This window comes from Pseudomonas sp. AKS31, assembly GCF_023634765.1.
Lineage (GTDB): Bacteria > Pseudomonadota > Gammaproteobacteria > Pseudomonadales > Pseudomonadaceae > Aquipseudomonas.
Map to the genome: position 1 here is coordinate 971,272 of NZ_JAMLFX010000001.1, position 11,338 is coordinate 982,609.

15 protein-coding genes are annotated in these 11,338 nt (G+C 60.3%); 14 read left to right on the top strand and 1 reads right to left on the bottom strand.

The window, feature by feature from the left end; translation table 11 throughout:
• The 14 genes from fliJ (at position 1) to M9827_RS04465 (ending at position 10,862) form a co-directional block, all read left to right on the top strand.
• Positions 1–450 (top strand): flagellar export protein FliJ, encoded by a 450-nt coding sequence (gene fliJ, locus M9827_RS04400; protein ID WP_250603751.1) that lies wholly within the window; start codon positions 1–3, stop codon positions 448–450.
• Between the two features lie 158 nt (positions 451–608).
• Positions 609–914 (top strand): STAS domain-containing protein, encoded by a 306-nt coding sequence (locus tag M9827_RS04405; RefSeq protein WP_250603753.1) that lies wholly within the window; start codon positions 609–611, stop codon positions 912–914.
• Between the two features lie 5 nt (positions 915–919).
• Positions 920–2,623 carry an ATP-binding SpoIIE family protein phosphatase gene (locus M9827_RS04410; protein WP_284676738.1) on the top strand — a complete coding sequence of 568 codons (1,704 nt, stop codon included), beginning with the start codon at positions 920–922 and terminating at the stop codon, positions 2,621–2,623.
• A 31-nt stretch (positions 2,624–2,654) separates the two neighbouring features.
• Positions 2,655–3,002: an Hpt domain-containing protein gene (locus M9827_RS04415; protein ID WP_250603757.1), complete on the top strand. Its 348-nt coding sequence runs from the start codon at positions 2,655–2,657 to the stop codon at positions 3,000–3,002.
• Positions 3,003–3,106: 104 nt separating this feature from the next.
• Positions 3,107–4,477: a flagellar hook-length control protein FliK gene (locus M9827_RS04420; protein WP_250603759.1), complete on the top strand. Its 1,371-nt coding sequence runs from the start codon at positions 3,107–3,109 to the stop codon at positions 4,475–4,477.
• Between the two features lie 602 nt (positions 4,478–5,079).
• A complete protein-coding gene (fliL, locus tag M9827_RS04425) occupies positions 5,080–5,583 on the top strand; it encodes a flagellar basal body-associated protein FliL (protein ID WP_007920033.1) in 504 nt (167 codons plus the stop codon).
• Positions 5,584–5,592: 9 nt separating this feature from the next.
• Positions 5,593–6,561, top strand: coding sequence for a flagellar motor switch protein FliM (fliM, locus tag M9827_RS04430; protein WP_003222890.1), 969 nt, complete (start codon positions 5,593–5,595; stop codon positions 6,559–6,561).
• A gap of 56 nt (positions 6,562–6,617) precedes the next feature.
• Positions 6,618–7,076 (top strand): flagellar motor switch protein FliN, encoded by a 459-nt coding sequence (gene fliN / locus M9827_RS04435; RefSeq protein WP_123452732.1) that lies wholly within the window; start codon positions 6,618–6,620, stop codon positions 7,074–7,076.
• The gene (gene fliO / locus M9827_RS04440; RefSeq protein WP_123452734.1) at positions 7,077–7,529 is read left to right on the top strand and encodes a flagellar biosynthetic protein FliO; all 453 of its coding nucleotides are present in this window, start codon (positions 7,077–7,079) and stop codon (positions 7,527–7,529) included.
• The gene (gene fliP / locus M9827_RS04445; RefSeq protein WP_016984314.1) at positions 7,529–8,287 is read left to right on the top strand and encodes a flagellar type III secretion system pore protein FliP; all 759 of its coding nucleotides are present in this window, start codon (positions 7,529–7,531) and stop codon (positions 8,285–8,287) included. The genes fliO and fliP overlap by 1 nt, the downstream gene beginning before the upstream one ends.
• A complete protein-coding gene (gene fliQ / locus M9827_RS04450; RefSeq protein WP_041072975.1) occupies positions 8,284–8,553 on the top strand; it encodes a flagellar biosynthesis protein FliQ in 270 nt (89 codons plus the stop codon). Before fliP ends, fliQ begins: the two co-directional genes overlap by 4 nt.
• A 3-nt stretch (positions 8,554–8,556) precedes the next feature.
• Complete coding sequence (gene fliR / locus M9827_RS04455) at positions 8,557–9,342, top strand: flagellar biosynthetic protein FliR (protein ID WP_250603761.1); 786 nt, start codon at positions 8,557–8,559, stop codon at positions 9,340–9,342.
• 3 nt (positions 9,343–9,345) lie between these two features.
• Positions 9,346–10,485, top strand: coding sequence for a flagellar biosynthesis protein FlhB (gene flhB / locus M9827_RS04460; protein ID WP_250603763.1), 1,140 nt, complete (start codon positions 9,346–9,348; stop codon positions 10,483–10,485).
• A 140-nt stretch (positions 10,486–10,625) separates the two neighbouring features.
• Complete coding sequence (locus M9827_RS04465; RefSeq protein ID WP_250603765.1) at positions 10,626–10,862, top strand: hypothetical protein; 237 nt, start codon at positions 10,626–10,628, stop codon at positions 10,860–10,862.
• 123 nt (positions 10,863–10,985) lie between these two features.
• On the opposite strand, the gene M9827_RS04470 is transcribed toward M9827_RS04465, so the two are convergent.
• Positions 10,986–11,338 (bottom strand): DUF6124 family protein (locus tag M9827_RS04470; RefSeq protein ID WP_284676739.1); only part of this gene is annotated, 353 nt, incomplete at its 5' end.

The window sequence follows — 11,338 nt, forward strand, 5'->3', positions numbered from 1 at the left end:
ATGGCCGTCAGCCGCGCTGCGCGCCTGGCACCGGTGGTGGACATGGCCGAAAAGGCCGAGAAGACCGCCGTGCAACGGCTGGGCTATTTTCAGGGCCAGGTCAAAGTCGCGGAAAGCAAACTGGCCGACCTCAATGCCTTCCGTCTGGATTACTCGCAGCAATGGATCGTGCGCGGCAGCACCGGCGTGACCGGGCAATGGCTGCTCGGTTTTCAGGGCTTTCTGGCGCAACTCGACACTGCGGTTGATCAGCAGCGGCAGAGCCTGGTCTGGCACCAGAACAAGCTCGACAAGGCCCGTGAGGAATGGCAGCAGGCCTTCGCCAAGGTCGAAGGTTTGCGCAAACTGGTGCAGCGCTATCGCGAAGAGGCGCAACGCCTCGAAGACAAACGCGAGCAGAAGCTGCTCGATGAGTTGTCGCAGCGCTTGCCCCGCCAGAATCCGTTCTAAAACAAGATCAAGAGATCGCAGCCTTCGGCAGCTCCTACAGGGGATCGGTGTAGGAGCTGCCGAAGGCTGCGATCTCTTGATCTGGTTTCTAACCTTGCTGCAACTCTGTGCAAGTGCTAAACCTTGTACAGGTTCGTCAATGACAAGGAAGCCAGTCAATGTCAGTCGTTACAGAAGTCTCTCCGGATGGTCAAAAACTCACGATCTCGGTCAAGGGGCGATTCGATTTCGGTCGCCATCAGGAGTTTCGCGAGTCCTATGAGCATCTTGCCAAGAAGCCCCACTCCATCGTGGTCGACCTGAAAGAGGCCACCTACCTCGACAGCTCCGCACTGGGCATGCTGCTCCTGCTGCGTGATCACGCCGGTGGCGATGAGTCGGATATCCGCGTCGTCAACAGCAGTTCCGATGTGAAGAAAATCCTCGCGATTTCCAATTTCGACAAACTCTTCGACATCAGATGACGCCCATGCTGGCGCAAGAGCCGCTGATTATCCTGATTGCTGAAGACAGCGCCGCCGATCGGCTGCTGTTGTCGACCATCGTCCGTCGCCAGGGCCATGAAGTGCTGACGGCGGCCAACGGTGCCGAAGCGGTCGATCTGTTTCGCCGGCAGCCACCCGATCTGGTGCTGATGGACGCGATGATGCCGGTGATGGACGGCTTCGAAGCGGCGCGGCAGATCAAGGCGCTGGCGGGCGAGACGCTGGTGCCGATCATCTTCCTCACCTCGCTGACGGAAAGCGAAGCGCTGGCCCGTTGTCTGGAGGCTGGGGGCGACGACTTTCTGGCGAAGCCCTACAACCAGGTGATCCTCGCCGCCAAAATCAAGGCGATGGATCGCTTGCGCCGCTTGCAGGCAACGGTCTTGCAACAGCGCGACCTGATCGCCAAACACCATGATTACCTGCTCAATGAACAACGCGTGGCCAAAGCGGTGTTCGACAAGGTCGCGCACTCTGGTTGCCTGAGTGCGGCGAATATCCGTTACCTGCAATCGCCCTATGCCTTGTTCAACGGCGATCTGTTGCTCGCGGCCTACACACCGGCGGGTGACATGCATGTGCTGTTGGGCGATTTCACCGGCCATGGCCTGCCGGCCGCAGTAGGCGCGATGCCGCTGGCCGAGGTGTTCTACGGCATGACCGCCAAGGGCTACGGCCTCGCCGAAACCCTGCGCGAGATGAATGCCAAGCTCAAACGCATCCTGCCGGTGGACATGTTCTGTTGTGCCACGTTGCTGTGCCTGAGTTTTCAGCGGCGTTCGGTCGAAGTGTGGAACGGCGGCATGCCTGACGGTTATCTGCACCGGATTGCCACGGGTGAGCGCGTGCCGTTGGCCGCACGGCACTTGCCGTTGGGGGTGTTGAGCGCGCAGGCGTTCGATGACCGTACGGAAGTCCATCCAATGGCCGTCGGTGATCGGGTGTTCGTGTTGTCCGACGGCGTGATCGACACCAGTGACGCCAGTGATCAACTGTTCGGCGTCGAGCGTTTGCAGCAGGTGTTCGCCGCCAATCGCGAGCCGGATCGCTTGTTCGAAGATATCGAACAGGCGCTGCGGGATTTTCGCGGCGAGGCGCGCGACGATGTCAGCATGGTCGAGGTCAGCCTGCTGGAGCCGGCGCAGGTTAATCCGTTGGCACCGGTGTATTCCGACAGCGGCCAATCGTGTCCGCTCGACTGGTCGGTGAGCTTCGAATTCCGTGGCGCCACGCTCAAGCGTTTCAATCCGTTGCCCTACTTGTTGCAGTTGCTGCTGGAGGTGCACGGGCTGCGGGGGCAGAGTGGCGCTTTGTACAGCGTACTGGCCGAGTTGTATTCCAATGCGCTGGAGCACGGCGTGCTGGGTCTGGATTCCAGTCTCAAGCGCGATGCGGCAGGTTTCGCTCGCTACTATCAGCAGCGCAACGATCGGCTGGAGGCGCTGCAGGATGGTTTTGTCCGGGTGCATCTGCAGGTGCAACCACAAGGCGAGGGTGGCCGGTTGGTGATTCGCGTCGAAGACAGCGGCAAGGGTTTTGATGTGGCGCGGGTCATGGAAAGGCCCCTTGACGGTGTCCGTTTGTCGGGGCGCGGCGTCAGTCTGGTCCGGCAATTGGGGCATAACGCCAGTTGGTCGGACGAAGGTCGTAGTGCCTGCGTGGAGTTTTCCTGGGAGGTTGAGGCATAATCCGGGCAATTCTTGATCAAGGAGTGAACAAGTGACTGACACACATATTGATCGCGAGGCGCTGAGCGTACTGCGCGAAGTCATGGAGGAGGGTTATCCGGAGCTTCTGGATACCTTTCTGGCGGATTCCGAAAATCGCTTGGTTGAGCTGCGAAAGGCAGACAACGCCAGGGTTTTGTCGGAAGTAGCTCACAGCTTCAAAGGCAGCGCGAGCAACATGGGCGCTGTCCGCCTGGCGGCGCTCTGCCAGGAGCTGGAATCGGAGGCCAAAGATAAAAGTCCTTCGGAAATCGTCAAACTGGTCGCCGAGATCAGCGGCGAATTTGCCGATGTGCGCCCTGTTTACGAAGATGAGCGACAGCACGCGTTGACTCATTGATCTCGCCGTCCGGCGCTTTTCTCAAGCGTCGGACAAAACTGGCCCGGCACTTGCAGTCAACTCCGCAACTGTACCTACGATCCCAGTGCAGCGGAGACCGTTTCATGCCTGCGACCCCCAACATCCTTCTTCAGAACGCCGCTCAGGCCAAGGCGCAAGCCGCCTCGGCCAAAACGTCGGCTATGGCCGTAGACACTGGGGATAAAGCCTCTAGCTTCGCCAAGGTGTTCGCCGATCAGGGGTCGAACAAGCCCGTCGTCACCGCTGATAATTCGCCAAAATCTTCGCGCGACAAAGTCGCTGACAACAGCGGCAAAAAGGACATCGGCAAAGATCCGTCTGCCGCTGCGCAGCCGGCGGTTGCCGATAGCGGCAACGACTTGCCTGCCTACAAAACCGCAGCGACCGATGACCGCAGCACCAGCAACGACGACACCAATGACACCGCTCAGACGCCAGTCGTAGATGCGGCGCCGGTTGATCCGACGCTCGATCCGGCGTTGGCAACCGCTGTGCAACCTGTAGCGACTGCGCCAGTGGTGCAGACTCCGACTGTTGTGGCCACTGCCGAGCCTGAAACCGAAACCCCTGCGCTCGCCGCACTGCCGGGTACGGTCAAAGATCCGGCACCGACCAGCGACAGCGATTTCGACCCTTCGGCCGACCCGCTCGACTCGATGCCGGCCGTGCGCATGGCGATGGAGCAGGGCGGGCACATTTCCGCCGCCAGCCAGGCGCAACCGAAAGCGTCGCCGGCTCAGGCGCAGGCCGACGGCGAATTGACTTCCGCGCAAACCTTCGCCGCCGGCATGGCCAGCATGCTCGACGTGCAAGCCGACAAGGACAGCACCAGCCAGGGTGGCGAGAAGGCATTCAGCGGCTTGATCGACGACGGCCTCAAAGATCTCAAGACAGCGACCAGCGATACCCGTGTCGATGACTTCGCCAACCGTCTGGCGGCGCTGACGCAAGCGGCCACGCCGAAGACTGCCAACGCCGTGCCAGTCAACCAGCCAATCGCCATGCATCAGAGCGGCTGGACCGAAGAAGTGGTCAACCGCGTCATGTATCTGTCGAGCGCCAATCTGAAGGCGGCGGACATTCAGTTGCAGCCGGCGGAACTGGGGCGATTGGACATTCGCGTCAACATGGTTCCGGATCAACAGACGCAAGTGACCTTCATGAGCGCGCATCCAAGCGTGCGTGAAGCACTGGACGGGCAGATGCACCGTCTGCGCGAGATGTTCAACCAGCAGGGCATGGGCCAGGTCGACGTCAATGTCTCCGACCAGAGCCGTGGCTGGCAGGGGCAGCAGGGTCAGGAGCAGGCGCAACAAGGCCAGAGCGGTCGCACCAGCGCGGCCGGCGGTCGCCTCGATTCGGCGGATGACGAATTGGCGCCTGCCGCCATTGCTGAAACCGCCGCTCAAACCACCAGCGTGATCGGCAGCAGCGCGGTCGACTATTACGCTTGAGCAAAATCAAGAGCCCCTCACCCTAGCCCTCTCCCAGAGGGAGAGGGGACTGATTGGGGGATGCTTGCGAAGTACGCCGACCGGATACTTCTGCAGTGAATCCATAATCGACTCGGTCTTTCAGGTCGATGTTTGACGTCTTGCACCTCGGTCAGCCCCCTGAAAACCCTCACCCTAGCCCTCTCCCAGAGGGCGAGGGGACTGATTGGGGGATGCTTGCGAAGTATGCCGACCGGATGCTTCTGCTGTGAATCCATAATCGACTCGGTCTTTCAGGTCGATGTTTGATGTCTTGCACCTCGGTCAGCCCCCTGAAAACCTTCACCCTAGCCCTCTCCCAGAGGGAGAGGGGACTGATTGGGGGGTGCTTGCGAAGTACGCCGACCGGATACTTCTGCAGTGAATCCATAATCGACTCGGTCTTTCAGGTCGATGTTTGACGTCTGACACCTCGGTCGGCCCCCTCTCCCTCCGGGAGAGGGCTGGGGTGAGGGTGCCTTTGACTTCAGCGTTGTCTCCACTACCACCGACACTTCTGGCATAACACTTGCTCTTGCCTTGCCGTGCGACTGTGAAAACCCGATTAGTGACGGATTATTGGCATGGCGAAGAGCGAAACAGCAGCAGTGAAAGACCCCGCAACCAAAGGCAAACTCAAGCTGATCATTGTGATCGTGCTGGCGTTGCTGTTGGCCATTGGTGCATCCGTGGGGGCGACCTGGTTCTTCATGCACAGCGCCCAGAGCAAGCCTGCCGAGGCCGCCGATGCGGCGCCTGTGGGCAAGCAGCCAGCGATCTTCGAGCCGATGGCGCCGGCCTTTGTTGCCAACTACAACCAGAACGGTCGTCAGCGCTACATGCAGGTGAGCATCACCATGCTGGCGCGTAATCAAGCCGATCTGGAAGCGCTCAAAGTGCACATGCCGGTGATCCGCAACAACCTGGTAATGCTTTTCTCCGGTCAGGATTTCGCCACCCTGGCGACCCCGGTCGGCCAAGAGATGTTGCGCCAGAAGGCCACCGCCAGCGTCCAGGAAGTGGCGCAGAAAGAGCTGGGCAAAGTGGTGATCGAACAGTTGCTTTTCACTAATTTCGTACTGCAGTAGGAACACGACATGGCCGTGCAGGATCTGCTGTCCCAGGATGAAATCGACGCGCTGTTGCATGGCGTCGACGATGGTCTGGTACAGACCGATAACGCTGCCGAACCCGGCAGTGTCAAAAGCTACGACCTGACCAGTCAGGACCGCATCGTCCGTGGACGCATGCCGACTCTGGAAATGATCAACGAGCGTTTTGCCCGTTACACCCGCATCAGCATGTTCAACATGTTGCGCCGTTCGGCGGACGTTGCCGTCGGTGGCGTGCAGGTGATGAAGTTCGGCGAATACGTGCACTCGCTGTACGTGCCGACCAGTCTCAACCTGGTCAAGATCAAACCGTTGCGCGGCACCGCGCTGTTCATCCTCGACGCCAAACTGGTGTTCAAACTGGTGGACAACTTCTTCGGCGGCGACGGCCGTCACGCCAAGATCGAAGGGCGTGAATTCACCCCGACCGAACTGCGTGTGGTGCGCATGGTGCTGGAGCAGGCTTTCGTCGATTTGAAAGAAGCGTGGCAGGCGATCATGGAAGTCAATTTCGAGTACATCAACTCGGAAGTGAACCCGGCCATGGCCAACATCGTCGGCCCGAGCGAAGCGATCGTGGTCTCCACCTTCCATATCGAACTCGATGGCGGTGGCGGTGACCTGCACGTGACCATGCCGTACTCGATGATCGAGCCGGTGCGCGAAATGCTCGACGCCGGTTTCCAGTCCGACCTCGACGATCAGGATGAGCGCTGGGTCAACGCGCTGCGTCAGGACGTGCTCGATGTCGACGTACCCATCGGCGCCACCGTGGCGCGCCGCCAGTTGAAACTGCGCGACATCCTGCACATGCAGCCGGGTGACGTGATCCCGGTCGAAATGCCGGAAGACATGATCATGCGCGCCAACGGCGTGCCGGCCTTCAAGGTCAAGATGGGCTCGCACAAAGGCAACCTCGCGTTGCAAGTGATCGAGCCGATCGAGCGTCGCTGAAGCGGCGCTCCAACCCCCAAGCATTTAACTGAATTTTTGCCCGCCGAGGACAAATGATGAACGACGATATGAACGCCCAGGACGACCAGGCACTGGCTGACGAATGGGCTGCAGCCCTGGAAGAAACCGGTGATGGCAGCCAGGCTGACATCGATGCGCTGCTGGCCGCCGACGCTGGCGCCGCAAGCTCCAACCGTCTGCCGATGGAAGAGTTCGGCAGCGTGCCGAAGAACAACGACCCGGTGACGCTGGACGGCCCGAACCTGGACGTGATTCTCGACATCCCGGTGTCGATCTCGATGGAAGTGGGCAGCACCGACATCAACATCCGCAACCTGCTGCAACTCAACCAGGGTTCGGTGATCGAGCTCGATCGCCTGGCCGGCGAGCCGCTGGACGTGCTGGTCAACGGCACCCTGATCGCGCACGGTGAAGTGGTGGTGGTCAACGAAAAGTTCGGCATCCGCCTGACCGACGTGATCAGCCCAAGCGAACGCATCAAGAAGCTGCGCTGAGTGAAGCGGTTTCTCTGGGCTTTGCTGGCATTGCCATTGAGCGTGCTGGCCGCCGAGCCGTCGACGGCGACCACCGTGCCCGCCGCCACCGCGCCGATGGTCAACAGTGGTGTGGCCGGGCAACTGACGCAGTTGGTGTTTGGCCTGTTGCTGGTGCTGGGGTTGATCTTCTTCCTCGCATGGCTCCTGCGCCGGGTGCAGCAGGCAGGTCCGGCCGGCAAGGGCCAGGTGATCGAGCTGATCGGTTCGCGCGCGCTCGGGCCGCGTGACCGGTTGCTGCTGGTGCAGGTTGGCAACGAGCAGATCCTGCTCGGCCTCAGCCCCGGCACCATCACAGCGCTGCATGTGCTCAAAGAGCCGGTCGAGGTGCCGAATACCAGCGAGAAAGCGACCCCGGAATTTGCCCAGCATCTGCTGAAGATTCTCGGCAAGGATCAGAAGGATACGAAGTAATGGGTGCGTTACGCATCGTCTTGACGCTGGCCCTGATGCTGGCCGCGCCGCTGGCGTTCGCCGCCGATCCGTTGTCGATCCCGGCGATCACGCTGGGCACCAACGCCGATGGCGCGCAGGAGTATTCGGTCAGTCTGCAGATCCTGCTGATCATGACCGCCCTGAGCTTCATTCCGGCGGCCGTGATTCTGATGACCAGTTTCACCCGGATCATCATCGTCTTCTCGATCCTGCGTCAGGCCCTCGGTCTGCAACAGACGCCGTCGAACCAGATCCTCACCGGCATGGCGCTGTTCCTCACCATGTTCATCATGGCCCCGGTGTTCGACCGGGTGAACAAGGACGCGCTGCAACCGTATCTGGCGGAAACGCTCACTGCGCAACAAGCCGTGGAAAAGGCTCAGGTGCCGATCAAGGACTTCATGCTCGCCCAGACCCGCACCAGTGATCTGGAGCTGTTCATGCGCCTGTCCAAGCGCACCGACATCGCCACCCCGGATCAGGCTCCGCTGACCATTCTGGTGCCGGCGTTCGTCACCTCCGAGCTCAAAACCGCGTTCCAGATCGGCTTCATGATCTTCATTCCGTTCCTGATCATCGACCTGGTCGTGGCCAGTGTGCTGATGGCGATGGGTATGATGATGCTGTCGCCGCTGATCATCTCGCTGCCGTTCAAAATCATGCTGTTCGTGCTGGTTGATGGCTGGGCGCTGATCATCGGCACCCTGGCCAGCAGTTTCGGAGGTGTCTCGCCATGACGCCGGAAGTCGCGGTCGATATCTTTCGTGAAGCGTTGTGGCTGACCACGTTAATGGTCGCGATTCTGGTGGTGCCGAGCCTGTTGGTCGGCCTGCTGGTGGCGATGTTCCAGGCCGCGACCCAGATCAACGAACAGACCCTGAGCTTCCTGCCGCGTCTGCTGGTGATGCTGGTGACCCTGATTGTCGGCGGTCCGTGGATCGTGCAGACCTTCATGGAATACATCATCCAGTTGTACAAAAACATCCCGATGGTCATCGGCTAAGCCATGCAATCGCTGCTTCAGCTGACCGACACCCAGATCAGTACCTGGGTGGCGTCGTTTATGTTGCCGCTGTTTCGCGTCGCTTCGATGCTGATGGTGATGCCGGTGTTCGGCACCACCCTGGTATCGCGCCGGGTGCGCCTGTATTTCGCCGTGGCCATCACCGTGTGCATTGCGCCGAGCCTGCCGCCGATGCCGGCGGTCAGCCCGCTGGATCTCAGTGGCTTGTTGCTGATTGCCGAGCAGATTCTCATCGGTGCGGTGCTGGGCTTTTCATTGCAGCTGTTTTTCCAGGCGTTTGCCGTGGCCGGGCAGATCGTCGCGATTCAGATGGGCATGGGCTTCGCCTCGATGGTCGACCCGGCCAACGGCGTCTCGGTGGCGGTGATCGGGCAATTCTTCACCATGCTCGTGACGCTGTTGTTCCTGTCGATGAACGGCCATCTGGTGGTGTTCGAAGTCCTTACCGAAAGCTTCACCACGCTACCGGTCGGCAGCGGTCTGATGACCGCGCATTACTGGGAACTGGCCGGCAAACTCGGTTGGGTATTGGGGGCGGCGTTGTTGCTGGTGTTGCCGGCGGTCACCGCGTTGCTGGTGGTCAACATCGCCTTTGGCGTGATGACCCGTGCCGCGCCGCAACTGAACATTTTCTCCATCGGTTTCCCGCTGACCCTGGTCCTCGGTCTGTTTATCGTCTGGGTCGGTCTGGCGGACATTCTCAATCAGTATCAGCCGCTGGCCACCGAGGCCTTGCAGCTGTTACGCGAACTGGCACGGGCGCGCTGAGTCATGGCAGAGAGCGAAAGCGGTCAGGACAAAACAGAAGACCCCACGGAGAAACGCAAAAAGGATTCCCGTGAGAAGGGTGAGATTGCCCGCTCCAAAGAGCTCAACACCCTCGCCGTGACCATGGCCGGTGCCGGTGCGCTGCTGGTGTTCGGCGGCATGCTGGCCGAAGACCTGATGGAGTTGATGCGCCTGAACTTCACGCTGTCGCGCGAGGTGATCATGGATCAGGGGTCCATGGGCGCATTTCTGTTGAAGTCGGGTCAGATGGCGCTGGTGGCCATTCAGCCGTTTATGATCACGTTGTTGCTTGCGGCGCTGATCGGGCCGATTTCCCTCGGTGGCTGGCTGTTTGCGGCCGGTTCCATGGCACCCAAGTTCAGTCGGATGAACCCGGCTGCGGGCTTGAAGCGGATGTTCTCCTTCAAGGCTGTGGTCGAACTGCTCAAGGCGCTGGCCAAGTTTCTGATTACCCTGGGTGTGGCGTTGGTGGTGTTGTCGTCGGACGTCGATGACTTGTTGCGTATCGCCCATGAGCCGCTGGAAATGGCGATCATTCACAGCGTCACGCTGGTGGGTTGGAGCACCTTGTGGCTGGCCTGCGGCTTGATCATTATCGCCGCCGTCGACGTGCCGGTGCAGCTCTGGGAAGCGCACAAGAAACTGCTGATGACCAAGCAGGAAGTGCGCGACGAGCACAAGGATCAGGAGGGGCGCCCGGAGGTCAAACAGCGCATTCGCCAGACCCAGCGCGAGATGTCCCAGCGGCGCATGATGGCGGCAATTCCCGACGCCGACGTGGTCATCACCAACCCGACCCACTACGCCGTCGCGCTCAAGTACGACTCGGAGAAGGGCGGGGCACCGGTGCTGCTAGCCAAGGGCAGCGACTTCCTTGCGTTGAAGATCCGCGAAATCGCTGTCGCCAATAACGTCATGCTCCTCGAATCGCCGGGGCTGGCGCGTTCGATCTACTACTCCACCGAACTGGAGCAGGAAATCCCCGGCGGCCTCTACCTGGCGGTTGCCCAGGTACTGGCCTACGTCTACCAGATCCGCCAGTACCGCGCCGGCAAGGGCAAGCGCCCGGATCCGCTCAAGGACGACTTGCCGATTCCGCCGGACCTGCGCCGCGATTCCTGACGTTGCTGTGCAGCCGTTTGTCTGAGATCTCCCATTACTGTCAACTCTGACAGGTGCAGTCGCCGTGATTTTGCAGTTTGATACAAGGTGCTGCCGCGTACCGGGCGCAGGCATGTGATCGAGTGCAAGGGAGCAAGGCAATGAAAGGTATTTTCAGCAGCTACGATGAAAAAACCGGAAGAGGCACCATCAAGCCGAAGCAATCGGGACGATCCCTATCCTTTGCCGAAGCCACGGGTTTTTTTCTGACCGCCAAAGAATACCGGTTCAGCATTCCATTGGCCGATGCCCGGCAGGCGAACGTCAAAGTGGGCGGCGAGGTCGAGTTCGAATTGCCCAGGAGCAAGAATGGAAAAGTAAAAATCCTCCGGTATTGAGCAACCGATCGCCCTCATCACAAACACGGCTGAAACGAAAAAACCGCCGCCCCGATTCAACGGTGCGGCGGTTTTTTTATGATCGTTCCCACGCAGGAGCGTGGGAACGATCATCGCGTGTCGCTACTGCGGTAATTCCAGATTATCCATCACCCGATTCACCGCCAACTCGCCGAGCATGATCGGCTGCGCGATCCCCATCAGCGTCCTGCGTTGCGACGCGGGGATGAGGTGGGCGAAGTCATGGGTTCTGGCTGAGGCGAGCGTTTCGCTGGCATCGGCCAGCAGCTCTTCATTTTTGAAGTCGGCGGTGACCGCGTACATCCGGCGGGTTTTGCGCGGTGGTGGAGTAGAGCCAGGTGGGCAGAGGTAGTGATCGAGGGCGCGTTCGGCGGCGTCGTTGAGCTTTTTTGAATCGAGGGATTCGTAGGGGGAGGCGAGGTCGGTTTCGGGTGGGTTGGGTGTTGGTTTGATCA

What these genes read in the sequence shown, in the direction of transcription:
- fliJ (WP_250603751.1), top strand. Translation starts at nt 1, where the DNA reads ATGGCCGTCAGCCGCGCTGCGCGCCTGGCACCGGTGGTGGACATGGCC.
- fliN (WP_123452732.1), top strand. Translation starts at nt 6,618, where the DNA reads ATGAACGACGATATGAACGCCCAGGACGACCAGGCACTGGCTGACGAA.
- fliM (WP_003222890.1), top strand. Translation starts at nt 5,593, where the DNA reads ATGGCCGTGCAGGATCTGCTGTCCCAGGATGAAATCGACGCGCTGTTG.
- M9827_RS04410 (WP_284676738.1), top strand. Translation starts at nt 920, where the DNA reads ATGCTGGCGCAAGAGCCGCTGATTATCCTGATTGCTGAAGACAGCGCC.
- fliL (WP_007920033.1), top strand. Translation starts at nt 5,080, where the DNA reads ATGGCGAAGAGCGAAACAGCAGCAGTGAAAGACCCCGCAACCAAAGGC.
- flhB (WP_250603763.1), top strand. Translation starts at nt 9,346, where the DNA reads ATGGCAGAGAGCGAAAGCGGTCAGGACAAAACAGAAGACCCCACGGAG.
- M9827_RS04465 (WP_250603765.1), top strand. Translation starts at nt 10,626, where the DNA reads ATGAAAGGTATTTTCAGCAGCTACGATGAAAAAACCGGAAGAGGCACC.
- M9827_RS04405 (WP_250603753.1), top strand. Translation starts at nt 609, where the DNA reads ATGTCAGTCGTTACAGAAGTCTCTCCGGATGGTCAAAAACTCACGATC.
- fliQ (WP_041072975.1), top strand. Translation starts at nt 8,284, where the DNA reads ATGACGCCGGAAGTCGCGGTCGATATCTTTCGTGAAGCGTTGTGGCTG.
- fliR (WP_250603761.1), top strand. Translation starts at nt 8,557, where the DNA reads ATGCAATCGCTGCTTCAGCTGACCGACACCCAGATCAGTACCTGGGTG.
- M9827_RS04420 (WP_250603759.1), top strand. Translation starts at nt 3,107, where the DNA reads ATGCCTGCGACCCCCAACATCCTTCTTCAGAACGCCGCTCAGGCCAAG.
- fliP (WP_016984314.1), top strand. Translation starts at nt 7,529, where the DNA reads ATGGGTGCGTTACGCATCGTCTTGACGCTGGCCCTGATGCTGGCCGCG.